Origin of the sequence: Marivita geojedonensis, assembly GCF_002115805.1 — a bacterium.
GTDB lineage: Bacteria > Pseudomonadota > Alphaproteobacteria > Rhodobacterales > Rhodobacteraceae > Marivita > Marivita geojedonensis.
Map to the genome: position 1 here is coordinate 166280 of NZ_JFKC01000001.1, position 23650 is coordinate 189929.

Here is a 23650-nt window from a genome sequence, read left to right on the forward strand (position 1 = left end):
ATCGCTCAGGCTCCGAAATCATCATAGAAGATTGACGCAGGCTCGACACCCAGTCGGCTCAGCGTCGCAAGAACCGCCGAAATCATGACAGGCGGTCCACACAGGTAATATTCACATTCTTCGGGGGCCGGATGTGCCCGCATTTCGGCAAGCAGGGTTTCGTGGATAAACCCTGTCGCACCCGTCCATCGATCTCCCGGCGCAGGGTCCGACAGTGCAGGCGTCCAGCTGAATTTATCGTGCCGTCTGGCAAGCTCGGTGAATTCTTCCGAGTAGAAAAGGTCGGCGGCAGAGCGAGCGCCATAGAAATACCGGATGCGCCGGGTGCTGCCACGGGCGAGTTCCTGATGGATCATGGCGCGCAAAGGTGCCATGCCGACACCACCGCCAACATAGACCATTTCGCGGTTGGTCGGTTGCACATGGAAATCCCCGAACGGTCCAGAGAGGGTGATGTCATCCCCCTTTGCAACCGAGAACAACCAGGACGACACTATCCCCGGCGGAACCGCGTCCTCTCGGCCCGCCGGAGGAACAGCCAGACGGATATTGAACACCGCGCGACCCGTGTCCTCTGGCCGGCTGGCCAGCGAATAGGCACGCGTGACCTCTGCATCCGACCGTGATGCCATCGACCGCCAGCCCGACAGATCCCACGCGTCCCTGAACGCCGGCGGAACCTCGATGTCGGCAAAATTCAATTCGTAGGGGGGCGCCGTGATCTGCATGAAGTCGCCCGCTCTGAAATCAGACGAACGATCTTCCGGCAAGTTGACGACGATCTCGCGGATAAGCGGGGCCAGCATCCGCGTCGAGGCGACCGTGCAGTCAAATCCACCGCCTGAGCCTAGGATGTCGTCTGAAACATGAACGGCGCAGTCTCCGCGCAGGCTGGTTTGGCAAGCGAGGCGCACATGCGCACGTCGTTCACGTGGCGAGAGAACACCACGCTCGGTCGCCTGCGGCTGTCCGGCCCCATCGCCCGTCACGGTCACACGACACAATCCGCATGTGCCTGAGCCGCCGCAGGCTGCCGGTATCATGATCCCGGCACCATGGAGCACACCGAGAAGCTTGTCCCCCCGACGCGCTACGACATGTTTTGTTTCGTTGACTTGTACGTCCAGTCCCGTGCTTGGCACCAATCGCCTTTGCAGAAACAGCAACCCCACGGCCATCCCGACAATCAGGCCAACGATGATCAGACTTCCAATGAGAACCTCTGTCATTGCGCCGCCACCATCTGAGCAAATGAGGCAAAGCCAAGCGACATCAGCCCGGCAAGCACAAATGCAATGCCGAGACCTCGCAAACCGGCAGGCAGATCAGCATAGGCAAGACGCGACCGTATCGCCGCCAGCATTGCGACCGCGACGGCGAAACCGAACCCGCTGCCCAGACCGAACACGACGGACTCGGCGAGGGAGTAACTCCGTTCTACCATGAACAGGCTTCCGGCAAGAATGGCGCACTGCACGGTGAGCAGAGGCAGAAACACACCGAAAGCAGCATGAATCGAAGGCAGGAACCGGTCGAGCAGCAGCTCAAGCACCTGCACCGATGCGGCGATCACGCCAATAAAGGCGATCAGCGACAGGTAAGAGAGATCCAGCTCAGGCATCCCTGCCCAGGCCCATGCGCCCGGTGCCAGCAGCCCCTGATAGATCAGGTGATTAAGTGGCACCGTCACGCCCATCACACCCGTCATGGCCACTCCAAGGCCAAACGCAGCCTCGGGCCGTTTTGACAAGGCAAGGAACGTGCAAAGGCCAAGGAAAAGCGTCAGTGGCATGTTGTCGACGAAGGCCGCCGTCAGAAAGAGATCCCAGAGCCCGGTCATTCCGCCGGCTCCACATACAGGGGCGGAGTGTGTTCGCGCGCTTCCGCCTGCTCGGGCTTAAAACTACGGATGGTCCAGACCAGCAGGCCCAGAAGGAAGAACGCCGAAGGCGCAAGCAGCATGAGGCTCAATGGTGTGAACCAACCGCCGCTTTCTGCGAGCGGCAGGATCTGGGCGCCAAACAGTTCGCCCTTTCCGAACAGTTCACGCAGACTTCCGATCACGATCAACACGAAAGAGTAGCCAAGGCCATTCCCGAAGGCATCCACCATCGCCGGCAGCGGAGCATGGTGCCGCGCATATGCTTCGGTCTGCCCCAGGACGAGGCAGTTCGTCGTGATCAGCCCGACATAAACCGACAAAGCCCGGCTGATTTCGGCGAAATAGGCCTGCAGGATCTGGTCGATCACGATCACCAGTGATGCAACGATGACGATCTGGACTATCAGTCGGATCGTATCGGGGATGTGCCTGCGGATCATACTCACCAACCCGGCGGCCATCGTCAGAACCACGGTCAGTGACACGGACATGGTCAATGCGGTTGCCAGCGTCGTGGTTACCGCAAGTGCCGAACAGATCCCGAGGATCTGCAACGTCACGGGGTTTTGCCGGATCAGTGGATCGGTCAGTGTTGACCAGAAGTTCAGGCGTTCTGCCATCGCTCAGAACTCCCCGCGCGAGATGGCAGCGATCAGAGGGCCGTACCCGTCCGGACCCAACCAGAAGCGGACCATCTGGGTAACGCCACGCCCGGTGCGGGTTGCACCCGTGATCCCATCCACCTCGTGCACCCCCGAGGACGGTCCGCGCGCGACGCGGAAGCGAAGCTCGCCACTGTCGTCGCGCAGCTCTGTTCCGGGAAAGCCGGCCTGCCACGATGCTTCCTCGATCCGACCTCCAAGGCCGGGGGTCTCGGAATGTTGCGTTACGGCAAGACCCGCAAATGTGTTCATGTCCCCGCGCAGCGCGAGAATGGCATCTATCCGCCCGCCATAGCCCTGTCCGCTCAATGGCAGCAGCGCCAAGGATACCTTGTCTGTATCGCGTAGCAGGTAGATTTGCACGAAATCAGGCCGCTGCCCAAGCCCAGCGATGTCCTGCCCCGGTTCAAGCTGCGTCCAGTTGTCGGGATCGCTCAGTGCCGCTTCAAGATTGGCCGGTGTCACGTCCTGTGCTGCACGCCCTTTTTCAAGATCGATCACGACAGTCGACAGTGCGCCGCCGGACTGCTCCAACAGCTGAGCCATGCCGGGAATGCCATTGACCAGCGCAGCAATCCGCGCCTGCTCCTCTGCCGCCCGGTTTGCAGCCTGAATCGGTCGCAGCACCACGGTCGCACCGCTCACCAGTGCAGCGCATACCACCGAGACAAGAAAAGCGACAAAGACGGTTTTGAGCCTGCTTTCATTCGGCAAGGCCAGTATTCGGCGAAAAGGGTTCCAGTCAGGTCCGGCCATGACGCCTCCTGCGTTGGGAAATCCAGATGGCCAGCACCAACTCATCAATGAGCGGCGCGGCCAGAGATGACAAAAGGGACGCCGCGACAACGATCTGGGCAGGTGCCGCGCCGTCCCAATTGGAAGCAAACATCAACACAAGGGCAGCATAGACCGCTCCGTTGAGCCAGCGACCGAATGTCGTCGCGGCGCAAGTCACCGGGTCCGCAACCAGCAGCACCAGTCCAAGCCCCGCCACCAGAAGAACAGGCTCAGGAAGCAGTCCCATGCCAAAGGCGATGACGGCGACTATTGCCGCCCCTCCAAGCAGAGCGGCCGACATTGCCCCTGTCCCGACACCGATCACCGCAGCGGGGATCGCTGCCCATGCGACAGGCGCATCGAAGTCCGGCCATGCGAAGGCTGGAAATCCGAAACCGAGAAAAGAAAGTGCGACAGTTGCCGGGTTCACCACGTTTCGCCCCCAGCCTCCGAAAACAAGCTCTCCCATGACGACGCCGAAGCTGATGCCGAGAACCAATCGGAACACTCCAAGGTCTTCCGGAGCGAACACCGCGATCGCCAGCGCGGTTATCAGCGCGGAGAGCGAAGGCGGCTGGGCCCGGACCAGCATGAAGACGAGATGCCAGACAGCCACCACAAGAGCGCAAAGTCCCAATCGCCCCAACGCATCTGCTCGGCCAGCCGAAAGCCAGAACAGAGCCAGTGGAAGATATGCTGCCAGCAGCATCAGCGCTACGGTCTCCCGGTTCCACAATCCCCGACTCATGCCGCAAACTCCTTTGCGATCCTGTCGAGCATCGCGCGCAACTGCGCCGGAAGCGTTCCTCCCTCGCTCAATACGTAATCGAGAAGGGCAATATCTTCCTCCAATAGAGACAAGAGGCCAAACGAAACGGCCGCCTCATCATCCCCAGCTGCAAGCGCCCGAACAAAGGGGGCGGCGGGCAAGGCAGATGCCAACGCCTGCGTCAAAGCCGCCGTCGGAATGACGGGTCTTGCTTCGCGGGAGGCGGTCAATGCTGAAATGAGCCAGTGCGGGCGCGGCTGAGGGCCGCTTCGCGGCATAACCGTAATCTGTCGGTCTCTCGGCCCCAGCCATCTTGCCGGATGCCCGTCCAGCGGTGACCCGGACATCAACACATGAGGCCCCGGCGCAACGATCCGCTGTGTCAACTGCCTGAGATCAGCGCCCGAATGTGTGCGCACCGTTTGCGCTTCGCGCAGCGCCGCGCCAGCAATATGCACTGTCCGAAGAACTTCCGCCTCACCCGTCGCGATCAAATTGCCTAGATTGGCCACATCTTCGGCGTTGATATCCCAAACCGGGACATCCAGACCGGCGGGAAAATGTTCGTGGATGCAAAGGCCCGCTGCACCTTGCGGATGCCTCTGTCCGCGGAAGACAAGCTTGATCTGGTCGCTCAAGCCGTCTGTGGGGACGACAGACGGTCCTTCCGGCTGACACAGGAATACCGGTCCGCTCGTCATCCGGGTGAGCGCCTCCAAACCGTCCGCAAGTGGCTTCTCGCGCCCGTGTAGTGCCATTGCCGGGCTGAACGCGAAAGGCCGCGTGTCGGTCGCCATTACAAAGACTGCAGCTGGAGTCTCGTCCTGAGCCGGCATTCCGCCAAAGGGCCGCCTGCGCAGCAAAGGCCAAAAGCCCGCCTCTTGCATCAGCCGACGAAGACCGGTCGTTGTCCCGGCGTTAGAGACATCGTGATGCTGACGGCCTGCGCCCTCTTCTCGGAAAAGAACGATCTCGGAGAGCTTCCTCCCCGGCAGAAGCGAGATGCGCGCAACGCGTCCAGCGATCGGCGCGGTCAGGCAGACGTTCGGCGCGTGCCGCAAACAGGCCACAGCCGCCCCCTGCGCAACAAGTTCACCTTCACGCACAAGCGGCGTAACTGCGATCGAAGACCCGGACGGTGCGCGTACCGCGGCTTCTTCGGTCGTGACGTCCATGATCTCGGCTGGACCGGACGGAGAAGGAAAGACCGGCATCAGCCCGGCACCTCGTCCGAAAAATCCCATGCTGCCTCCGCTCGACTGCACCGCACCTGTCTGCGGCGATCCTTGAGTGCTCCGACACGTTTCGCCCCCCACGGTAACAACGGGATTCGCCGCCTGATATGATCGACATCAACGTCCGCGTTCCCTTATCCGGTTTAGGATTCGGCCAGTTCATCCAATTCTCAGTCCAGGAGACGTTTGATGTTTCGACCAGATTTATCCACCACACGACCACTGTTTTTCATTGCTGCTTTCGCCGCAATTTCCTTTGTTGGTCAGACATTTGCACAGTCCGCAAGCGAAACGCCCGATGCCGGAAACGAAGAGGCGACAATTCCCTTCGCACTTCCGAAATCCGGTCCCTTCACCCCGGCAGAGATCAAGATCGACAATGATAAGGCGATTGCAGACTGGTTCCGTTCGGCACACGCGAATGCCGCTGCAGAGGCTTTCAGCCACTGGGACGATGACGGAGAGATTCGCGCGGCCTGCGCAACCTGCCACTCTGGCGAAGGCTTTCGCGATTTCCACGGATTGGACGGAACGGAAGCAGGTGTGGTGAACGGAACGATCAACACCGGCGGTGTTGTCGACTGCGGCACGTGCCATAATGCCGGCTTGGCCGAAATCCGCGAGATCACCTTCCCGAGCGGCGTTGTGCACCCGGTTCAGGGGGTCGAAGCCTCGTGCCTGACCTGCCATCAGGGTCGCGCAGCAGGTAGCACCGTGGAGGCCGCCATCGCCAATCTGGAACTCGACACGCCTAACGGCGAACTGCGTTTCATCAACCCTCATTACGCAACCGCAGCAGCTACATGGCTGGGTGGGTATGGTGCGGCGGGGTATCACTACGATGGCCGTGAGTATTCCGGGCGGTTCTTTCATGCCCGACCTGTCGCAAGCTGCAATTCCTGTCACGAACCGCATACGCTTGAGGTCGAATTCGAACCGTGCCTGACCTGCCACCAGGCGGAAAAGCCCGAAGACATTCGCATCGCCCGCCAAAGCTATGACGGCAGCGGAAACACCTCGGTCGGGATCAGCGCCGACATTTCCGCAAACGCCGCAACACTGCTTGATTTGATCCGCGACTATACCGACGACGTGGTCGGAGCGCCGGTGGTTTATGATGGGACGCGCTACCCCTACTTCTTCGCTGATTCAAATGGAGATGGTGTGATCGACACGGGTGAGGACGGGCGTCCTGTTGCTTATGGGTCCTGGACCCCGCGCAGCTTGCGGACCGCGTTCAACTGGAAACTGGTCACAGCCGACCCCGGAAACTATGCGCACAATCCGCAATATTCGCTGGAACTGCTGTACGATTCCATTGCCGACCTGAGCGAGGCTCTTGGCAAGGATATCGAAGACCTTGATCTGCTGCGCTGAGCGGCAGATCACCCCCCTTAGCAGGAAGAGAGCCAACTGAATGGATCAGGCCTTGGTGTTGATTACACTCGGCGTTCTCTTCCTCGGAGGGCTCGCGGCGGACCATGTCGGACGGGTCACGCGGCTGCCACGGGTGACGCTGCTACTGTTGCTGGGTTTGCTGCTTGGCCAGTCCGGTTTCGGTCTCCTGCCAGATCAGTCTGCGGATTGGTTCGAACCGATCTCGGTCGTGGCCCTGACCATGGTCGCCTTCCTCTTGGGCGCAGATCTGACGCAGGAGAATCTTGCCCGGCATGGGCGTGCAATCTTTTCCATATCGATCATGATCGTTTTGGGCACGACCCTCATCGTTTGGGCAGGGCTGACTGCACTGGGGCTTGATCCCGCACTTGCTCTTCTGCTTGGGGCAATTGCTACCGCAACAGCCCCGGCGGCAATTGCCGATGTGATCCACCAATCCGGCATACGCAACGGGTTTACCGAAACCATCAGCGGGATCGTGGCAATCGACGATGTCTGGGGGCTGATCGTTTTCAGCCTTTGCCTTGCCGTCGCGCACCCGTCAGACGGGTGGTCCGGCCCACTGATGGATGCGGGGCACCATATTGGAGGAGCGCTTCTCCTTGGTGTTCTGATCGGCGCACCGGCGGCTTATCTGTCGGGCAGGCTCAAACCGGGCGAACCACTGCAGACCGAAGCGTTCGGTATCGTCTTTCTGACCGCAGGTCTGGCCGTATGGATGGACGTTTCATTCCTGATTGCCGGGATGACCGCCGGAGCCTTAATTGCCAACCTCGCGCGGCATCACGACTATGCCTTCAACGAAATCGAACGAATCGAACAGCCCTTCATGCTGCTGTTCTTTCTGCTCGCCGGGGCCTCACTTGAACTGCACGCACTCTTATCGCTGGGTTGGATTGCCGCCAGTTATATCGGACTGCGCATTCTGGCGCGTCTGCTGAGTGGGGAAATCGGGGCCCGGCTTGGGCGAGTGCCGAAGATCGAAACACATCTTTACGGTCCGGCGCTCCTCCCTCAGGCAGGCGTCGCAGTCGGCATGGCTCTTGTGGCAGCCGAAACGCTGAAGGGCTGGGGCGAAACGATCATGACACTGACCATTGCAGCAACGGTTGTGTTCGAGATCATCGGCCCACCGTTGACACTTGCCGCCATCCGATATCGAGACCACGCGACACCACCGGGAAAACCGTGAGTGTCGCAAGCCGGACTGTTGGGCCTCAGGAAGCGAACGGAGTATCCAGTACGCCGACCAACTGCATGAGGAATTCGCCGTCATAGGGATTCAGCGCATCCTGATAGTGCTCTTCGATCGCACGGACGGCACTGTTGATACTGGATTGAGAACCGTCATAGAGCGCCATAACCTCGGCGGCGTTCTCGACGTCTGACATGCCTTTGTGAACAGCAAAATACGCGCCGATATCGACCTTGTTTTCAAGATATGCCCGGTCGGCCAGTTGCTGCATCATGAACTCATAGCCCGCCGACATGTTCAGTTCGGCCTTTGCGCCTTCGAGCACTTTAAGAATGAACTGGTCCCTGGAGACTGAACCGCTTTCCAGCGCATCGACCCAGAAGCTCAGACCGGTGTCGTCCGGGGTCCGTCCCAGGACATTATTGTAGACCGTAGTGGCAAAGGCCAAATTGGAAGTGCCTTCCGGGTAAGCTTCGCGGGTTTCTGCCTGATCGGAAAACAGCCGGGCCATGTCTTCCATGGACAAGCCCTTCGCAAAGGCCGTTCCCCAGAACCCAAGCCCAATCGCGTCGGGTGCGCGGTTGAAATAGGCGATATACACTTCGACAACATCTTCAAGCGCATCCCGGCTCAGTCCGGTATGTCCCCCGAAAACCTCGAGATTCATTGGACCGCCGAAAACATCCAAGTCAGTTCCGAAATCGATCAGTTCGACATCGTCAAGCAGGATCGTCCCGAGACCGAACAGCTTATGGTCGGACACAGAGACCGCCGACTTTCCCAGAATCAGTGAATATTCGCTCTGGTTGCCGGCAAAAACCGCCGTGTCAGTGCCGCCAAGGCCAACAATTTCCTTCAAGCCGGAGATCGCGGTCAGGGTGTCCGCCCCAGAGGTTCCCATCAGAACGCTGGCGTCTAGGTCCCCATTTTCCCCTGCATCGTCCGACACCAATTGGTCGTCGGGGCTCGGAACCGGGACTTCAAGCTTGGGGTTGCTGGTCAGGGATTTGCTGTTCCCAAGCAGGTCCAAGTATGAATAGACAACGCTGATTTCCGCATCGATATCCGCCTCGGTCACCGTGTATTGCTGGTTGGTCGCCCATGAAATCGGCTCACCGTCGCGGAGCCATTTGTACGTCACGGTCGACTGGTCGATACCGTTAGGGTCTGTCACCGCATTCGGACGGGCTGTCAGGGTTTCGCCGACCTCCGCATCACCAAGAACGATCAGCGGATTGTAGGGAGCCGAGTCATCAGGAAGAGGAGTGCCCTCAACAGGCACAGCCGGTTCCGGGTCGCTCGTCAGGATTTCCAACGTTCCACCAAAATCGACATACGAGTAACGGATGCTGATTTGGGTGCCGACATCCTCACTGGTCACTTCGTACGTCGCAGAGGTCGCGCCAACGATTTCCTGTCCATCGCGCAGCCACTGGAAGGTCGCGGTGGAATAGTCGATGCCATCGGCATCCCCGATCCCGTTTGGCCGCGCAATAAGCGTTTCCCCGACATAGGCGATCCCAAGAATCGTAACTGGGCCTTTGGGGGTGTTATTGTAGCTGACTTCTTGTTCCATAAGCCTGACTTCCGTCAGATCGTTGAACATCAAGCCCCGGCCGCAAGGCTATCTTCCTGCACCCTGACCAGACAATCGATGACCGGCCAGCGCAAAATGACGGCCGAAATCACTGTGTCTGTGCGTGCACAGGTTGATGTATCCGGGAAAGTGGTCTGGCGCACCCTGCCTCCGGTCATGCGCCTGGACCCTGCCTGCTTTCTGCTCGTCGACCTTTTGTTGAGATTCCGCGCTGAAGTATTTGAAAACCGCACTATCAGGTTGCCGTGTTTCGCAACCCTTGCCCTTTCGTTACCGGCAGCAAACAGCCGATACGGCAGGCAAACCACGACTTTCGCAAAGCTTGCCGCGCGGCCTTTCACCGCAATTCCCGTAAAAATTGTTGTGAACAGGGCAAAATGGGTTTGAACCTGAGCGCTGTTTGACGGTTTCATGATGACTGACCCGCACGGCTTGGATTTGTGATCCCGCCTGCGCATTGATTGGACTGTTTTGAAAGGTTCCGCATGATTTCCCGACGCCAGATGATTGCAACGCTCGCCGCCCTTGCAACCCCCGCACTCGTACGCCCGGCATTGGCTGCGCCAGGAGACTGGGACAGCTGGGATGCTCAGGTGACGCCGGCGAATTTCGACCTTGGCACGACGAACCCATGGGGTCTGCATCCGCGCTTCCTTCCGGTCAGAGTTCAGGCAAATCCGGGGCTCACACCGGGGGATATTCATGTCGATGCGGTAGCTCGATATCTCTACCATATCCAAGACGATGGAACCGCGATGCGCTACGGCGTCGCCATCGGGCGCGACGGTCTGTACGAGCCAGGCGTTTATACGATCCGCCGCAAAGCCAAATGGCCGGGCTGGACACCGACCGCAGCCATGATCAACCGCGAGCCTGACAAGTACGCTCGCTGGGAGGACGGTATGCCTCCCGGCCCTGAAAACGCTCTCGGGTCACGTGCACTCTATCTGTATGTAGGCAATCGAGACACATACCTGCGCATTCACGGCACTCCGGCACCGCGCTCGATCGGAACGCGGGCCAGCTCGGGCTGCGTACGGATGGTGATGCCTCACATCAATGCTTTGTACGATCAGGTGAGCACGGGCGTGACGGCCTTTCTGTATCCGACTGACGGAGGATCGCTTTAACGCGATTCACCCTCAGCCATTTGGGCGGGTGCAGATCGGATTACCGCTGGATGTGCGCAACGGAAGTTCGGTGGTCTCGACCGGGCCGCGATGGGTGTACCAGTAACATCCGTCCTCAGCCTTGATGCGCGCGGTCGTCAGATCCTGATAAGGGGCGGCGATCTCCACCACGGACTCCGGCACGGTGACCAACCCGGCTCCGGATGAACCGCCGGACGGCACGGGTTCGCAGGCGGCAAGCCCGAGGAGAACTAACGGGACCGCGAAAAAAGCCTTGCCTTTGGTCATTTGAAAACACTCCGGAAAATTGGTCTGTGGCGCAAATTTGCATCCCCGGAGCACCCCCGCAAGCCTGTCCCACGCGACACAGACACTCTTGATCAGAGGTGTCGCTCTGGGGAACCACCTTCGAAGGGTGCCTCTCAGCGCTTCGCGGCTCTTTCGGCGATGCGGAGGCACAATCCGGTTGCCTGAACCATGTCCTGGACAGAAATCCACTCTAGGGGTCCATGCACGTTCTGCATCCCGGTGAACAGGTTTGGACAGGGCACTCCCAGTTCCGTAAGACGGGATCCATCTGTGCCGCCACGTATCGGAACAGATTTTTCCGCCACGCCCAAATCGGACAGCGCGGCACGGGCGAGTTCAACCGGCGTCATGTCGTTTTCCAGCCAGTAGCGCATGTTTCGGTATTGCGGCGTAATATCACAACTGATTTCGGCCCGTGGTTCCGTAGCCGAGATGGTTTCGCAAACCTGGCGCACCAAAGCGCCCTTGGCTTCCAGTCCGTCCAACTCGAAATCCCTAAGGATGAAACGCAAGACGACTTCGGCTGCGCTGCCTTCGATATCCACCGCATGAATGAAGCCGTCGCGCCCATCTGTGGTCTCCGGCGTCATGATCACTTGCGGAAGCGTGTCGATGATCTTGGCGCCAAGATGCAGGGCGTTTACCAACTTGTCTTTCGCCGTACCCGGATGAATGGAAACCCCTTTGACGGTAACCACCGCAAAGTCTGCGGAGAAGGTCTCATAGGTGATTTCGCCAAGCTCACCGCCATCGAAGGTATACGCGAAATCGACGTTCAGATCTGCGGGCAACTTGGGGTCTACGCCACGACCGATTTCTTCGTCCGGCGTAAACGCCACCCGGATCGTTGGGCGCTCGATTTCCGGGTTCTCAAGCAGATGACGCGCCGCCGTCATGATGATGGCAACTCCGGCCTTGTCATCGGCCCCGAGTAGAGTGAGGCCCGAGGCCGTCACGATATCATCACCGATCTTCTCGGAAAGGTAAGGAAATGCTTCCGGCGTCAGGACAAGTTCAGGATCGTCCGGAAAGGTGATCGCCCCGCCATTGTAACCTTCCACGACACGCGGTTTGACTCCCGTCGCATTGAACTGCGGCGCTGTATCCACATGTGCGAGAAAGCCGATGGTCGGTCCCTCCGAATTACCCGGAATCGTAGCAATCACCGTCCCGTAGCTCGTCTTGGTCACGTCCGACGCGCCCATGCCGGACAGCTCTTCAACCACGAGGTCGAGCATATCGTGCTGACAGGAGGTCGATGGCGTGGACGTGCTGTCCATGTCCGCCTGACTGTCGATGGCACAATACCGAACAAGACGTTCTTTGAGCTCTGCTTTGAACTGGGTCATGAGGCCTCCTCGGGGTTGATCGCAAGGGGCACCACAGCACCGGAACTGTCAAGCCGCGTCCTGTCGTGAACAACTCGCAAATCAGACGCCAGGTTCAACGGAAATGCAGGAAAGCTGTGCAACTCCTTCAGATGCGACGGCGCCCCAGAGCCCAGTCAACTGCGTCATCCAAGCGGTCGTCCCCCCAGAATACCTCGCCACCCACAACGAAGCTGGGCGCGCCGAAGACGCCAAGATGCATTGCCTCCTGCGTGGCTTCGGCCAAGGCGTTTTCAATCCGTTCGGACTGGGCCGTTTGCAAAATCTGTTCGGGATCGTGACCGATGTCGCGCAGACTGGCAGACAGATTTGGCTCCTCACCGGCGGGTTCTCCCTTTTCGAACCAGCGTCGATAGGTCTCCCGCACATAGTCTTTGGCCCACCCTTTCTCAGCCCCAACCTGTGCAACCAGATTTGCAAGGACAAGACCGGGCAAGGGGTACGGTGCAGGAATTTGCGGCTTCAAACCATAGCGATCGGCTCTGCGTTCGATATCCCGCCACATATATGACGTCTTGATCGGCTTGTCTTTGAACGGGATGTTGTTCTGCTCGATCATTACATGCCGAACGTTGAAGGGACGCCAATTGAAGCTAACACCGTAGGTGTCCTCGACCTCACCGATCCGCATGACACTCAGATAGCTGTAAGTGCTGCCGATCGAAAACCAGAAATCAATTTGGGACATGAGACTTTCCCTTCGCCAAGAGACCCCGCCTGCGTCAGCCTACGCCGAGTCTGTTTGCATCTCCAAATCGTTGCTGGATGACGCTTCGCGGTAAAGGACGTGAAAACGGCTCTGGTAGGTTCAATGGTAAGGCGCCCAAACATGTGCAGGACACGATTTCGCCGCCCCAGAAAGGCATCTCGCGCCTGGAATACGCCATTCACACCCGTCAAGACCGGAGCTGTTGCACCACCCAGATCACGATCATTGCGCCCAAGATGGCTCCGACAAAACCGGCGACCGCGCCAGTTGCAGCCAGCAGGAGCCGGATCACCAATCCGCCGATCAAAGCCCCTGCAACACCAACCATCACCGTGGCGAGTGTACTCATCTCGACCCGCATCACTCGCGTTGCAAGAAAGCCGGCAGCGGCACCGATGATCAGGAGGAACAGAATATGCATCGCTATCTCCGTCGCCTGTCGCGGACCGAGGCTCGCCAGTGGGTAGGAACGATGATCAGCGCGCCCAAAGAAGACACGATGGCATTCATCCCCGGTGACCCAAAGCCGACACCAAACATGATCCGGACGGAATAGGCCAGAAATGCTCCACCCACACAGATGATTATGCTGGGAAGAATTCCATTGTTGGTGAAGCCCGTTTTTTCCGAGATGTAGCCGACGATCCCCGCGATCACGACGGTGCCCATCAAAATCATGAACATGCCTACTCTCCCAACCGGGTCCCCTTGGACACCATCATACCGCGCAGAAAAGTGTCGGCATCCTGCGCCGCTTTTCCGGCTCTCTGTGCGCGGGTGATGGTAACCGCTCCGTCCGCACAGGCAATGGTGAAGGCATCGTCGATTGCCGTCCCGGCAGGTCCCTGCCCGTTGGCAAGGACGCTGCCCAGAAGTTTCACCCGCTCGCCCCCTATCAACGTCCAGGCACCGGGGAACGGCGACAAGCCACGGATCTGTCGGTCCACCTCAACTGCAGGGCGGTTCCAATCGACGCGGGCCTCGGACTTGTCGATTTTCTCGGCATAGGTCACGCCTTCTTCGGGCTGTGCGACCGGCATCAACACGTCCAACTCGCCCAAAGCGCGCACGATCAGAGAGGCACCCAAGTGACTCAGGCGGTCATGCAAAGCACCTGTTGTTTCCGCCGCCCCGATTGCGGTCGCCTGCCGCAGCAGAACAGGACCCGTGTCCAGCCCAGCCTCCATCTGCATGATGCAAACACCGGTTTCCGCGTCCCCTGCCATGGTTGCCCGGTGGATGGGTGCAGCGCCGCGCCAGCGCGGCAGAAGCGAAGCGTGGATATTCAAACAGCCCCGTTTCGGCGCATCAAGAACCGCCTGCGGAAGGATAAGCCCATATGCCACGACGACCGCAACGTCCGCTCCCAAAGCCGCGAAATCCTGCTGTGCCTCTTCGGTGCGAAGGGACGTCGGATGTCGCACCGGTAACCCAAGCGCTTCGGCCCGCGCGTGAACGGGCGTCGGCCGGGCCTTCTTGCCCCGTCCCGCCGGACGCGGTGGCTGGCAATAGACCGCTGCGATCTCGTGCCCCGAAACGACCAATGCATCGAGCACAGGAACCGAGAACTCCGGCGTCCCCATGAAAATGATCCGCATGTCCTAGCCTTTCAGCTTTTTCGCGCGACGCAGAAGGATGTCCCGTTTGGTCTTGCTGAGATGATCGAAATACATTTTTCCGTTCAGATGATCGATCTGGTGCTGAACCGATGTGGCCCAGAGCCCCACGAAATCCTGTTCACGAATGGCACCATCTGCCCCGATGAACCGCACGGTCACGGCACGGGGGCGTTCGATTTCGGCATGAACTCCGGGCAGGTTGGGACTTGCCTCGTCATGGGATCTCAGCTTGACAGAGGCGTGCAGGATTTCCGGATTTGCCATGCGAACCGCGCGACCCCGATCTTCAGACGCATCCACGACTGCCAGTCTTTTCAGAACACCTATCTGGTTGGCAGCCAGGCCAACACCGGGCATGGCCTCCATCGTGTCGATCATGTCATCCCAGATCGAACGGATTTCGTCAGTGATTTCGTCCACCGGCTCAGCCGCGGTGCGGAGGCATTTGTTCGGCCAGGGCAGGCAGCGCCGGACTGTCATGCCCGCGCCAGTTCGCGTTTCAGCTTAACCATCTTTCGGGTGATCATCTGACGCTTCAGAGGCTTGAGGTAGTCGATGAAGAGCTTGCCGTTCAGATGGTCGATCTCATGCTGCACGCAGGTCGCCCACAGGCCATCGAAGTCTTCCTCCTGCGGGTTTCCATTCTCGTCGATCCAGGCCACCTTGACGGCTTTCGGGCGTGTGACGTCGGCGAACTGGTCCGGGATCGAAAGGCAGCCTTCCTCGTAAACATTCATCTCGTCCGAAGACGCGAGGATTTCGGGGTTGAACATCACAAGCGGGCGCGGAGTGGAATCTTCGTCTTTTTGACAATCCAACACGATCAGACGCGACATGACCCCAACCTGCGGTGCGGCGAGACCAATGCCCGGTGCGTCGTACATCGTCTCCAGCATGTCCTTGGACAGGGTGCGTAACTCGTCCGAAAGAACGGGCACGGGGGCACAGACCTTTTTCAGACGCGGGTCCGGGTGGATAAGGATCGGCAGTTTCATGCCAGTGATCTAGGCAATCCCTGCTTCAAGAGCAATAGAGGGGGGCTTGCACTCGAAAATCACTCGGGTAGCGTCCGGCAAAAAACCGGAAGATGGAATTCAGGATGCGTGACCTTTTTAACCAGCCTACTGATCGGCGCGGTACAAACAGTTCCAAATGGGACTTGCTCGAGAGTAGGTTTGACGTGCCCCTCGAGGATGGGTTGGCCATGTGGACTGCCGACAGCGATTATCCCACGGCGCCCTGCGTTCTTGAAGCGGTCAAGAAAGCGTTGGACCACGGTGTTTTTGGGTACATCGCGAGTCTCGACGCTTATAACACCGCAATCCAGTGGTGGATGCAGAACCGCCACGACTGGACGATACAAAAGGACTGGATTCTGAGCGGGCAGGGTCTCGGCAATGCGATCGCGTTCTGTCTCGACGTGTGGTCGAACCCGGGTGACCGTGTGGTGACCTTCAATCCCGTCTATCACGAGTTCGAATTCAAAATCCGCAAAGCAGGGCGCATCCCGGTTCAGATCCCGCTCGTGCGTACCGGCGACAGCTATTCGCTTGATCTCGATACCGCTCAGGACATGCTGGATGGGACAGAGAAGATGATCATCTTCTGCTCACCCCAGAACCCGTCCGGTCGCATCTGGACCCCTGAGGAATTGCGAGCTGTCGCGGATTTTGCCGAGCGAAACAACCTGATCCTCGTCTCGGACGAAGTGCATCATGACTTCGTCTATCCGGGTCACAGGTTCGTACCGATGGACGTCGCCGCGCCAGAGGCGCGCGAGAGGACCGTGACGCTGACCGCAGCCTCAAAGACCTTTAACATCGCCGGGATGAAGACCGGCAATTTCATCATTCCGGACGCTGACCTGAGGGCGCAATTGCAGCAGCGTCTGCGCGCTCTCGACTATACGCCGAACCGTCTTGGCATAGAAATGGTCACAGCCGCCTACTCTCCTGCCGGCGCGGACTGGGTCGATGCGCAAATTGCTCATCTGGACCAGAACCGAAAGACCTTCGACACCGCCGTCAATGCAATCCCTGGCGTGCGGTCGCTTCCACTTGCGTCAACCTATCTGGCCTGGGTGGATTTCTCGGGTACTGGAATGGAGCATGAGGAAATCAGCCAGCGCGTGCGCAAATCGGCACGCATTGCTCCCAGCCCGGGACCTGATTTCGGACCGGGTGGCGAAACCTTCCTGCGGTTCAACCTCGCAACGCAGCATGATCGTGTGGTCGAAGCAGGGAAACGCTTGCAGGCGGCGTTCGGTGACCTGCAATAGGCTGATCAGCGGCGCGGTGGCCGGGACTTGTAGACCGGCAACCGCCACCCGAACGCAATCGATCCCGCACGCAAAGCAAAGGTAATCGCGGCAGACAGAGTGACGGTCATCGCCGGCCCAACACCGAGCATCGGTGCCAGGGCGATAACCGACGCGCCCGCAACAGCGCAGGTTACATAGAGTTCTCCCTGCTTCAGAACGAGCGGAACCTCATTTGCCACCACATCCCGCATCAACCCGCCAAGGCATCCCGTTACTGCGCCCATGACAATGACAATGGCCGCGCTTTGGCCAAGTGTTTCAGCTATCCGTGCCCCCGCTGCCACAGCAAATGCCAGCGCCGCCGCATCCAGCCAAAGGATCGCGGTGTAGCGACTCTCGATCAGATGTGCGGTGAAAAAGACAAGCAAGGCGGCAATTACCGCGACACCCAGATAGGTGGGATCGGCCATCCAGAACACCGGATTGCGATCCAGCAACACATCGCGAACCGTTCCCCCGCCAACAGCCGTAAGGATCGCAAGGAACGAGAAGCCAATGATGTCGAGCTGTGCCCGGCTGGCGACAAGCGCCCCGGTAAGCGCAAAAACCAGCACCGCCGCGTGATCGAGCAACGCGATCAGTGTCACGCCGCACCCTTTTTGAAGGGTTTCATGCCTTCGCGCGCCAACTCATCCGCACGTTCATTTTCGGGATGCCCTGCGTGACCCTTGACCCATTCCCATGTCACATCATGGCGCGCCTGCGCGTCGTCCAGACGCTGCCACAATTCGACATTCTTGACCGGTTTCTTGTTCGACGTTTTCCAGCCGTTGCGCTTCCAACCGTGAATCCAGCCAGTGACACCGTTTTTGACATAGGCACTGTCGGTGACGATGGTCAGCTTTGACGATCGCTCAAGCGTTTCTAAGGCCGTGATCGCGGCAAGAAGCTCCATTCGGTTGTTGGTTGTCGTCGCCTCTCCGCCGGAAAGCGTACGTTCCTTGACAACCTCATTCCCGATCTTGGCCTGCAGAAGAACACCCCACCCGCCCGGTCCGGGATTTCCGGAACAGGCTCCGTCGGTATAGGCGTAAAGGTCAGGCATGGGCAGTTACAGAAATCCAGTTTTCGTCTGTGCCGCTTAGCCCCTTGTCGCGGCCGCGTCGATAGGGGCCAACGGAAAACCCCGCGTCCTGGAGACGCGCTGTCAGTTCATCCTCGGTGTAGTAGGTATAATGTCGTCCAAGGCTGTCGCGAGCCTCACCCGTGCCTTCCTTGACGGCGATATGGAACAGGCCACCGGGCTTCAATGCCTCGTGGATCGCTCTGAGATGCCGGGGCATGTCGGCCCGAGGGGCATGCAGAAGGCTGAAATTGGCCCAGACCCCGTCATAGATATGGGTGCCTCTGATCTCGTCGAAACTCGCCTGCCGAGCCGTGACACCCTCTATCGCCGATGCGAGACCGATCATTTCCGCCGAAGCATCAAGCGCATCTACGACACATCCGGCGCGCACCATGTGACGCGCAGATGTTCCCGGGCCACATCCGAGGTCGAGCACCCGTGCACCATCCGGCAGCGCCGCGATGAATGTGGCCAGCGTGTCACTGGGAGTGTCCGATGGCTCAAGCTTTGCATAGTCTTGCACACGGGCATCATAGACATCGATGGTCTGCCGGTCGGTCACAGCACCACTCCTACCGAAAGGCAAACGACAACCAGCGTCGTCAGGAGAAGACGGAGGTGCATCCACCATGAAGGCGCAAGGTTCCATTTCCAGAAACTGAAATCCAGAACCAAAAGTCCCAAAAACCCGAAGATGAGATTCATCCCTGCCGAAACCGGACCGCCGCCTGTCATGAAGAACGCCCAGAGCGCCGGGATCACTGACAGAATATACCCCGTCGCGGCCTGTGCTCCCCTTGCCTTGGTGGCAAACCCCCAAAGCACCCCGGACATGAAGCTCAGGATCACCATCCCGTAGCTCAGTTGCACGTAAGGTCCGACAAAGCGTGGTCCCAAAACGTCCACCCCCCATTGCGACGCCGCGTCGGAAAGCAGGGTCAGCGCCCCCCAGGCAAAGGGGATCACGCCAGCAAGGCCAAGGATCAGGGCAGAGCGGGGAATTTGGGTCATGGCAGGTCCGTCATCAGTGTCTGGGCCGCGACATAGCTCAGGCGCGTTCCAGCGCCAACCGTCCGGCAAGAGTGACGAAGAGGGCCGCAAAGGACCGATTGAGCCACCGCATCACCCGCTCGCTGCCCAAAAGCCATTTGCGCGCAGCGGCGGCAAACACACCGTAAAGGACAAAGACCACGAAGGTCATCAGCATGAAGACACCGCCCATCAGCGCCATCTCTGCCGTGGCCGTCGCGGGATTGCCCGACAGGAAAGGCGGCAGCAGCGCAAGGAAAAAGATCGACAGCTTGGGGTTCAGGATGTTGATCAAGGCACCGCGCCGCGCAATGCGGACCCCGCTTTCGGCGCTGCGATCCGCCGACACCGCCAGTGCGCCACCCGACCGCAGGGAATGATATGCGAGCCAAAGCAGATAGGCGACGCCTGCAAACTTCACCACGTTGAACAGCACCGCCGAAGTGTGCAGCACTGCCGCCAGCCCCAGAGTCGCGGCAATCAGGTGCGGCACGATCCCGATGGTGCACCCCAGCGACGCCCAGATCGATGGCCAGCGCCCCTGCCCCAGCCCGATGGCCAGCGTATAGATGACGCCGGTTCCGGGTGCGATCACGACGACAAGGGCGGTCAGAAGGAATTGCAGGGACAGCATGGCAGGTCCTCGATGGGTGTGCTGTGTTGACGCTATACATTTGACCGACAATGATCTAGACGCGCGCTTTGGCCCGCTGTTGGGCCGACCTTATGGAAAAAGACGACGCTCGTGAAAAAAGCCCTGCAAGACGCCCTTGATGCCCGTGGATACGACACGCTGACCCCGGTTCAGGAGGCGGTTCTAAACCCCGGTTACGTCGGTGCCGACCTTCTGGTCTCGGCCCAGACAGGATCGGGCAAGACATTGGGCTTCGGCCTCGCCATTGCGCCGACGATCCTTGACGACGAGGTGTTCGACGCCGCCGGCGCGCCGCTGGCGCTGGTGATTGCGCCGACGCGCGAACTGGCGATGCAGGTGAAGCGCGAACTCGCGTGGCTCTATGCACAGGCCGGTGTCGTCATGGCCTCGACCGTGGGTGGCATGGACATGCGCGACGAACGCCGCGCGCTGGAGCGCGGCGCGCATATCGTCGTGGCCACGCCGGGCCGTCTGCGCGACCACATCATGCGCGGCTCCATCGACCTGTCGCAGTGCCGCGCCGTGGTGCTGGACGAAGCCGACGAGATGCTCGACCTCGGGTTCCGCGAAGACCTCGAGTTCATCCTGGGCGAGTCGCCGGAAGACCGTCAGACACTGATGTTCTCGGCCACCGTTCCGCCGCAGATCGCCAAGCTTGCGCAAAGCTACCAGCGTGATGCGATCCGCGTGGTCACGAAATCCGAAACCAGCCAGCACGCCGACATCGCCTATCGCGCGATGATGGTGAACGAACGCGACACCGACAACGCGGTGATCAACACGCTGCGCTATTACGAGGCCCCCAACGCCATCGTCTTTGCCAACACCCGCGCGATGGTAAACCGCCTGACCACCCGCCTGTCGAACCGCGGCTTCCAGGTGGTTGCGCTGTCGGGTGAACTGACCCAGACCGAACGCACACACGCGCTGCAGGCGATGCGCGACGGGCGTGCGCAGGTCTGCGTGGCGACCGACGTGGCGGCACGTGGCATCGACCTGCCGAACCTCGATCTGGTAGTCCATGCCGAATTGCCGTCGAACCACGAAACCCTGCTGCACCGCTCCGGCCGGACGGGACGCGCCGGGCGCAAGGGTGTGTCTGCCCTGATCGTGACCCCGAAGGTGCGCAAGAAGGCAGAGCGCATTCTGGGTATGGCCAAGCTGAAATCGGAATGGGGCTCTGCGCCCTCTGCCGACGAAGTGTTGGCGCGCGACGAAGACCGCATGTTCGCCGATCCCGCATGGGACACGCCGGTGGCGGAATCCGAGGAAGCGGTCGTGTCGCGCCTTGTCGCCGAAAAGACACCCGAGCAGATCGCGGCGGCCTACCTGCGCATGTTCCGCGAACAGCATACGGCGCCCGAGGACCTGTCCGATCCGAACGAAAAGCGCGCCCCGCGCGAAGAGTTCGGCCCGAGCGTTTGGTTCTCGGTGTCCGGCGGCCGCGCGGCCGAGGCCGAACCGCGGCGCATCCTGCCGATGATCTGCGGCGCAGGGGATCTGAGCAAGGACGATGTCGGCGCGATTCGCATCCAGCAGGATCATTCGCTGGTGCAGATCAAGGAAGCCTCGGTGGCCCGGTTCCTCAATGCCATTGGCCCGTCGATGGAGCTGGAAAAGGGTGTGACCCTGACCCGTCTGGATCACGCACCCAGCTTCGAGCGCGGCGCCCGTCCAACGGGCCCACGCGGGCCGAAGCCAGAGCGAAAACCCCGTGATGACGCGCCGAGACCCGAGCGCAAGCCGTACCGCGAGGCCAAGCAGCATGACGCGGGCACGGCCGAGCCGAAGGCCGAAGCCGTGGCTCCTGCGAAACCGTCCTCCGCTCCGATTGACTGGAACGATGAGCCGACGCCTCGTGTGCGCAAGCCGAAGCCGGCTGACCGCAAAGGTGGCAAATCGGTCGGCAAAGCGTCTCAGGACCGTAAACCCTACAAGGGCAAATCTGACAAACCGTCCAAAGACCGCAAGCCTTATGGCGACAAGTCCGGCGGCGACCGACCGCCGCGTCGGTCTGAAAGTGGGTTCGAAGCGAAACCCTATAAACCCAAAGGCCCACCTCCGCCCGAAGGCAAACCCAACAGCAAGAAGAACAAGGCCCGTGCGGCTGCACGCGCAGGGGCAAGTGACCCGTCACATAGCATGCGGAAACCACGCTCAGGCGCTGGGAAGCCGGGTGGCAAGTTCGGTGGGAAACCGGGCGGCAAGCCAACTGGCAAGAATGGCGGCAAACCCGGTCGCAAAAAATAGGTGGCGTGTAAAAACACCCTACCTCACCCCACACCCCGCAGGGTGCGTGCTCGCACGCACCTTTATGCGGGCACCCGCAGCACTCGGGGCACTTTGAACTCCACGTTCTCGACAGCGGTTTCGACCATTTCCACGGTCACCTCGTAGCGATCCCGGAACGCGTCGATCACCTCGGTGATCAACTCTTCCGGCGCGCTCGCGCCAGCGGTGATTCCGACGCTGGCAATGCCTTCAAGGGACCGCCAGTCAATGTCCGGCGCGCGTTGGACAAGCTGGGAATACGCGCAGCCCGCCTTGCTGCCCACCTCCACCAATCGCTTGGAATTGGACGAATTCGGTGCGCCGACCACCAGCATGGCGTCGCATTTCGGGGCCATCGCCTTGACCGCTTCCTGCCGGTTGGTCGTGGCATAGCAGATGTCTTCCTTGTGCGGGCCGACGATCTTGGGGAACCGCACCTTGAGCGCTTCAACGATGTCGATGGTGTCATCCACGCTCAGTGTTGTCTGGGTGACAAAGGCCAACCGTTCCGGGTCGCGCACCTGGACGGCTGCCACATCCTCGACCGTTTCCACCAACAGCACTTCGCCGTCGGGCAGTTGGCCCATCGTGCCGATGGTTTCCGGGTGGCCCTCGTGGCCGATCATGATCATCTGGAGACCGTTCTCGTGATGGCGCGCGGCCTCGATATGCACCTTGCTGACCAGCGGGCAGGTCGCGTCGACATAGATCATCTCGCGTTTGGCGGCCGCGGCGGGCACCGCCTTGGGGACACCATGCGCCGAAAAGATCACCGGGCGGTCGTCGGGGCACTCGTCCAGTTCCTCCACGAACACCGCGCCCTTGTCGCGCAGACCGTCCACAACGTATTTGTTGTGAACGATCTCGTGCCGCACATAGACCGGCGCGCCCCATTTCTCGAGAGCCATCTCGACGATCTTGATCGCGCGGTCGACACCGGCGCAGAACCCGCGCGGCGCGGCCAGGTAGAGAGTCAGGGGCGGTTTGGTCATGTCAGTCTCCACATCCTTGCACCAGACCTAAAGCGTGATGGTCTCTGGTTCCAGTGGAATGCGGCTTTCACTTAGCCGTGATTTGACCTTCCTGCGCAGGAAGGCCGCGATTAGCCTGTAACAGACGGAGGTACGGTGATGAAAAGAACTGCGCTCGCAAGCCTGACCGGAGCTGCCCTGCTCGCGGCTGGCGTGGCCGTGCTTCCGGGGTGGACCGAAGATAAGACACGCCCGAGCCTGCCCTATACCGATACCACCCGCATTGCCGAGGGTGCGGTTGTCTATGAAACCTACTGCGCAAGCTGTCATGGCATAAATCTTGAGGGCGAACCGAATTGGATGGATCGCAAAGACGACGGCTACCTGCCAGCGCCGCCCCATGACGAAACCGGCCACACCTGGCACCACGACAATGAACTGCTGATGCGAATCGTTCGGGACGGCACGGAAGCGATTGTCGGAGGCACCTATAAATCGAACATGATCGGGTTTGGGGATGTCCTGACGGACGAACAGATCGCAAGCGTTCTGGGCTACATCAAGAGCACCTGGCCCACCGAAATTCAGGAAATCCACAACGAGATCAACTCACGCACCCTGCCGTGACCCGAACGCCGCGCAGGGTCGATCTCTTTTGACGCTTGCAA

Annotated in this window: 28 protein-coding genes; 7 read left to right on the plus strand and 21 right to left on the minus strand. The window is 60.0% G+C overall.

What is annotated here, in order from left to right; genetic code table 11:
* Nucleotides 1-5: 5 nt before the first annotated feature.
* The 6 genes from nqrF to MGEO_RS00890 are packed head-to-tail and all read right to left on the minus strand — an operon-like array spanning nt 6 to nt 5334.
* Complete coding sequence (gene nqrF / locus MGEO_RS00865; protein ID WP_085634803.1) at nt 6-1229, minus strand: NADH:ubiquinone reductase (Na(+)-transporting) subunit F; 1224 nt, start codon at nt 1227-1229, stop codon at nt 6-8.
* Entirely contained in the window at nt 1226-1840 is a 615-nt protein-coding gene (nqrE, locus tag MGEO_RS00870; protein ID WP_085634804.1) for an NADH:ubiquinone reductase (Na(+)-transporting) subunit E, read from the minus strand. The genes nqrF and nqrE overlap by 4 nt, the downstream gene beginning before the upstream one ends.
* Complete coding sequence (locus MGEO_RS00875) at nt 1837-2502, minus strand: NADH:ubiquinone reductase (Na(+)-transporting) subunit D (protein WP_085634805.1); 666 nt, start codon at nt 2500-2502, stop codon at nt 1837-1839. Before MGEO_RS00875 ends, nqrE begins: the two co-directional genes overlap by 4 nt.
* 3 nt (nt 2503-2505) lie before the next feature.
* Nucleotides 2506-3300 carry an NADH:ubiquinone reductase (Na(+)-transporting) subunit C gene (nqrC, locus tag MGEO_RS00880; RefSeq protein ID WP_085634806.1) on the minus strand — a complete coding sequence of 265 codons (795 nt, stop codon included), beginning with the start codon at nt 3298-3300 and terminating at the stop codon, nt 2506-2508.
* The gene (locus tag MGEO_RS00885; RefSeq protein ID WP_085634807.1) at nt 3287-4069 is read right to left on the minus strand and encodes an RnfABCDGE type electron transport complex subunit D; all 783 of its coding nucleotides are present in this window, start codon (nt 4067-4069) and stop codon (nt 3287-3289) included. The genes nqrC and MGEO_RS00885 overlap by 14 nt, the downstream gene beginning before the upstream one ends.
* Nucleotides 4066-5334: a Na(+)-translocating NADH-quinone reductase subunit A gene (locus tag MGEO_RS00890; protein WP_085634808.1), complete on the minus strand. Its 1269-nt coding sequence runs from the start codon at nt 5332-5334 to the stop codon at nt 4066-4068. Before MGEO_RS00890 ends, MGEO_RS00885 begins: the two co-directional genes overlap by 4 nt.
* A 180-nt stretch (nt 5335-5514) precedes the next feature.
* Between MGEO_RS00890 and MGEO_RS00895 the strand changes: the two genes are divergently transcribed.
* Together MGEO_RS00895 and MGEO_RS00900 are read left to right on the plus strand one after the other, a co-directional pair.
* Nucleotides 5515-6702 (plus strand): cytochrome c3 family protein, encoded by a 1188-nt coding sequence (locus tag MGEO_RS00895; protein WP_106299106.1) that lies wholly within the window; start codon nt 5515-5517, stop codon nt 6700-6702.
* A gap of 40 nt (nt 6703-6742) precedes the next feature.
* The gene (locus MGEO_RS00900; RefSeq protein WP_085634809.1) at nt 6743-7915 is read left to right on the plus strand and encodes a cation:proton antiporter; all 1173 of its coding nucleotides are present in this window, start codon (nt 6743-6745) and stop codon (nt 7913-7915) included.
* A gap of 25 nt (nt 7916-7940) precedes the next feature.
* Here the strand turns inward: MGEO_RS00900 and MGEO_RS00905 are convergent, their stop codons facing one another.
* Nucleotides 7941-9524, minus strand: coding sequence for a DUF4214 domain-containing protein (locus MGEO_RS00905; RefSeq protein ID WP_085634810.1), 1584 nt, complete (start codon nt 9522-9524; stop codon nt 7941-7943).
* Nucleotides 9525-9572: 48 nt separating this feature from the next.
* On the opposite strand from MGEO_RS00905, the gene MGEO_RS00910 reads away from it, so the two are divergent.
* Both MGEO_RS00910 and MGEO_RS00915 read left to right on the plus strand, forming a co-directional pair.
* Nucleotides 9573-9902 (plus strand): hypothetical protein, encoded by a 330-nt coding sequence (locus MGEO_RS00910; RefSeq protein ID WP_085634811.1) that lies wholly within the window; start codon nt 9573-9575, stop codon nt 9900-9902.
* Nucleotides 9903-10000: 98 nt separating this feature from the next.
* The gene (locus tag MGEO_RS00915; protein WP_085634812.1) at nt 10001-10645 is read left to right on the plus strand and encodes a L,D-transpeptidase; all 645 of its coding nucleotides are present in this window, start codon (nt 10001-10003) and stop codon (nt 10643-10645) included.
* A 12-nt stretch (nt 10646-10657) separates the two neighbouring features.
* Here MGEO_RS00915 and MGEO_RS00920 read toward each other — a convergent pair whose 3' ends face one another.
* The 8 genes from MGEO_RS00920 to def (MGEO_RS00955) all read right to left on the minus strand — a co-directional run bounded on the left by MGEO_RS00920 (nt 10658) and on the right by def (MGEO_RS00955) (nt 15665).
* Nucleotides 10658-10933, minus strand: coding sequence for a hypothetical protein (locus tag MGEO_RS00920; RefSeq protein ID WP_085634813.1), 276 nt, complete (start codon nt 10931-10933; stop codon nt 10658-10660).
* Nucleotides 10934-11067: 134 nt separating this feature from the next.
* Nucleotides 11068-12303, minus strand: a complete 1236-nt coding sequence (pepT, locus tag MGEO_RS00925) for a peptidase T (RefSeq protein WP_085634814.1) — start codon at nt 12301-12303, stop codon at nt 11068-11070.
* Nucleotides 12304-12430: 127 nt separating this feature from the next.
* Nucleotides 12431-13030, minus strand: a complete 600-nt coding sequence (locus tag MGEO_RS00930; protein ID WP_085634815.1) for a 2-hydroxychromene-2-carboxylate isomerase — start codon at nt 13028-13030, stop codon at nt 12431-12433.
* A gap of 208 nt (nt 13031-13238) precedes the next feature.
* Nucleotides 13239-13472, minus strand: a complete 234-nt coding sequence (locus MGEO_RS00935) for a GlsB/YeaQ/YmgE family stress response membrane protein (RefSeq protein WP_085634816.1) — start codon at nt 13470-13472, stop codon at nt 13239-13241.
* Nucleotides 13473-13474: 2 nt separating this feature from the next.
* On the minus strand, nt 13475-13735 hold the full coding sequence (locus MGEO_RS00940; RefSeq protein ID WP_085634817.1) for a hypothetical protein: 261 nt from the start codon (nt 13733-13735) through the stop codon (nt 13475-13477).
* Between the two features lie 2 nt (nt 13736-13737).
* Nucleotides 13738-14649 (minus strand): methionyl-tRNA formyltransferase, encoded by a 912-nt coding sequence (fmt, locus tag MGEO_RS00945; protein WP_085634818.1) that lies wholly within the window; start codon nt 14647-14649, stop codon nt 13738-13740.
* Between the two features lie 3 nt (nt 14650-14652).
* Nucleotides 14653-15150 (minus strand): peptide deformylase, encoded by a 498-nt coding sequence (gene def / locus MGEO_RS00950; RefSeq protein ID WP_085634819.1) that lies wholly within the window; start codon nt 15148-15150, stop codon nt 14653-14655.
* Nucleotides 15147-15665: a peptide deformylase gene (def, locus tag MGEO_RS00955; RefSeq protein ID WP_085634820.1), complete on the minus strand. Its 519-nt coding sequence runs from the start codon at nt 15663-15665 to the stop codon at nt 15147-15149. Before def (MGEO_RS00955) ends, def (MGEO_RS00950) begins: the two co-directional genes overlap by 4 nt.
* Before the next feature lie 104 nt (nt 15666-15769).
* Here def (MGEO_RS00955) and MGEO_RS00960 point away from each other — a divergent pair, with 104 nt between their 5' ends.
* Nucleotides 15770-16948 (plus strand): MalY/PatB family protein, encoded by a 1179-nt coding sequence (locus MGEO_RS00960; RefSeq protein WP_085635230.1) that lies wholly within the window; start codon nt 15770-15772, stop codon nt 16946-16948.
* Nucleotides 16949-16953: 5 nt separating this feature from the next.
* Here MGEO_RS00960 and MGEO_RS00965 read toward each other — a convergent pair whose 3' ends face one another.
* The 5 genes from MGEO_RS00965 to MGEO_RS00985 are packed head-to-tail and all read right to left on the minus strand — an operon-like array spanning nt 16954 to nt 19719.
* Complete coding sequence (locus tag MGEO_RS00965; RefSeq protein WP_085634821.1) at nt 16954-17577, minus strand: trimeric intracellular cation channel family protein; 624 nt, start codon at nt 17575-17577, stop codon at nt 16954-16956.
* Complete coding sequence (gene rnhA / locus MGEO_RS00970; RefSeq protein WP_085634822.1) at nt 17574-18035, minus strand: ribonuclease HI; 462 nt, start codon at nt 18033-18035, stop codon at nt 17574-17576. The genes MGEO_RS00965 and rnhA overlap by 4 nt, the downstream gene beginning before the upstream one ends.
* Complete coding sequence (locus MGEO_RS00975) at nt 18028-18618, minus strand: class I SAM-dependent DNA methyltransferase (protein ID WP_085634823.1); 591 nt, start codon at nt 18616-18618, stop codon at nt 18028-18030. The genes rnhA and MGEO_RS00975 overlap by 8 nt, the downstream gene beginning before the upstream one ends.
* Entirely contained in the window at nt 18615-19067 is a 453-nt protein-coding gene (locus MGEO_RS00980; RefSeq protein WP_085634824.1) for a DUF3429 domain-containing protein, read from the minus strand. Before MGEO_RS00980 ends, MGEO_RS00975 begins: the two co-directional genes overlap by 4 nt.
* 37 nt (nt 19068-19104) lie before the next feature.
* The gene (locus MGEO_RS00985; RefSeq protein ID WP_085634825.1) at nt 19105-19719 is read right to left on the minus strand and encodes a LysE family translocator; all 615 of its coding nucleotides are present in this window, start codon (nt 19717-19719) and stop codon (nt 19105-19107) included.
* 111 nt (nt 19720-19830) lie between these two features.
* On the opposite strand from MGEO_RS00985, the gene MGEO_RS00990 reads away from it, so the two are divergent.
* Nucleotides 19831-21990, plus strand: coding sequence for a DEAD/DEAH box helicase (locus MGEO_RS00990; RefSeq protein ID WP_085634826.1), 2160 nt, complete (start codon nt 19831-19833; stop codon nt 21988-21990).
* 62 nt (nt 21991-22052) lie between these two features.
* Here MGEO_RS00990 and ispH read toward each other — a convergent pair whose 3' ends face one another.
* Nucleotides 22053-23003 carry a 4-hydroxy-3-methylbut-2-enyl diphosphate reductase gene (gene ispH / locus MGEO_RS00995; protein ID WP_085634827.1) on the minus strand — a complete coding sequence of 317 codons (951 nt, stop codon included), beginning with the start codon at nt 23001-23003 and terminating at the stop codon, nt 22053-22055.
* Nucleotides 23004-23141: 138 nt separating this feature from the next.
* On the opposite strand from ispH, the gene MGEO_RS01000 reads away from it, so the two are divergent.
* Nucleotides 23142-23609: a c-type cytochrome gene (locus tag MGEO_RS01000; protein WP_085634828.1), complete on the plus strand. Its 468-nt coding sequence runs from the start codon at nt 23142-23144 to the stop codon at nt 23607-23609.
* Nucleotides 23610-23650 lie beyond the last annotated feature (41 nt).

Bases quoted from the DNA above. Each gene is read 5' to 3' on its own strand.
- rnhA (WP_085634822.1), bottom strand. From the start codon at position 18,035: ATGCCTGACCTTTACGCCTATACCGACGGAGCCTGTTCCGGAAATCCC.
- MGEO_RS00900 (WP_085634809.1), top strand. From the start codon at position 6,743: ATGGATCAGGCCTTGGTGTTGATTACACTCGGCGTTCTCTTCCTCGGA.
- ispH (WP_085634827.1), bottom strand. From the start codon at position 23,003: ATGACCAAACCGCCCCTGACTCTCTACCTGGCCGCGCCGCGCGGGTTC.
- MGEO_RS00940 (WP_085634817.1), bottom strand. From the start codon at position 13,735: ATGTTCATGATTTTGATGGGCACCGTCGTGATCGCGGGGATCGTCGGC.
- MGEO_RS00875 (WP_085634805.1), bottom strand. From the start codon at position 2,502: ATGGCAGAACGCCTGAACTTCTGGTCAACACTGACCGATCCACTGATC.
- MGEO_RS01000 (WP_085634828.1), top strand. From the start codon at position 23,142: ATGAAAAGAACTGCGCTCGCAAGCCTGACCGGAGCTGCCCTGCTCGCG.
- MGEO_RS00920 (WP_085634813.1), bottom strand. From the start codon at position 10,933: ATGACCAAAGGCAAGGCTTTTTTCGCGGTCCCGTTAGTTCTCCTCGGG.
- nqrE (WP_085634804.1), bottom strand. From the start codon at position 1,840: ATGACCGGGCTCTGGGATCTCTTTCTGACGGCGGCCTTCGTCGACAAC.
- nqrF (WP_085634803.1), bottom strand. From the start codon at position 1,229: ATGACAGAGGTTCTCATTGGAAGTCTGATCATCGTTGGCCTGATTGTC.
- fmt (WP_085634818.1), bottom strand. From the start codon at position 14,649: ATGCGGATCATTTTCATGGGGACGCCGGAGTTCTCGGTTCCTGTGCTC.
- MGEO_RS00930 (WP_085634815.1), bottom strand. From the start codon at position 13,030: ATGTCCCAAATTGATTTCTGGTTTTCGATCGGCAGCACTTACAGCTAT.
- MGEO_RS00910 (WP_085634811.1), top strand. From the start codon at position 9,573: ATGACCGGCCAGCGCAAAATGACGGCCGAAATCACTGTGTCTGTGCGT.
- pepT (WP_085634814.1), bottom strand. From the start codon at position 12,303: ATGACCCAGTTCAAAGCAGAGCTCAAAGAACGTCTTGTTCGGTATTGT.
- MGEO_RS00960 (WP_085635230.1), top strand. From the start codon at position 15,770: ATGCGTGACCTTTTTAACCAGCCTACTGATCGGCGCGGTACAAACAGT.
- MGEO_RS00905 (WP_085634810.1), bottom strand. From the start codon at position 9,524: ATGTTCAACGATCTGACGGAAGTCAGGCTTATGGAACAAGAAGTCAGC.
- MGEO_RS00935 (WP_085634816.1), bottom strand. From the start codon at position 13,472: ATGCATATTCTGTTCCTCCTGATCATCGGTGCCGCTGCCGGCTTTCTT.
- def (WP_085634820.1), bottom strand. From the start codon at position 15,665: ATGAAACTGCCGATCCTTATCCACCCGGACCCGCGTCTGAAAAAGGTC.
- def (WP_085634819.1), bottom strand. From the start codon at position 15,150: ATGACAGTCCGGCGCTGCCTGCCCTGGCCGAACAAATGCCTCCGCACC.
- MGEO_RS00915 (WP_085634812.1), top strand. From the start codon at position 10,001: ATGATTTCCCGACGCCAGATGATTGCAACGCTCGCCGCCCTTGCAACC.
- MGEO_RS00985 (WP_085634825.1), bottom strand. From the start codon at position 19,719: ATGCTGTCCCTGCAATTCCTTCTGACCGCCCTTGTCGTCGTGATCGCA.
- MGEO_RS00895 (WP_106299106.1), top strand. From the start codon at position 5,515: ATGTTTCGACCAGATTTATCCACCACACGACCACTGTTTTTCATTGCT.
- MGEO_RS00885 (WP_085634807.1), bottom strand. From the start codon at position 4,069: ATGAGTCGGGGATTGTGGAACCGGGAGACCGTAGCGCTGATGCTGCTG.
- MGEO_RS00980 (WP_085634824.1), bottom strand. From the start codon at position 19,067: ATGACCCAAATTCCCCGCTCTGCCCTGATCCTTGGCCTTGCTGGCGTG.
- nqrC (WP_085634806.1), bottom strand. From the start codon at position 3,300: ATGGCCGGACCTGACTGGAACCCTTTTCGCCGAATACTGGCCTTGCCG.
- MGEO_RS00890 (WP_085634808.1), bottom strand. From the start codon at position 5,334: ATGGGATTTTTCGGACGAGGTGCCGGGCTGATGCCGGTCTTTCCTTCT.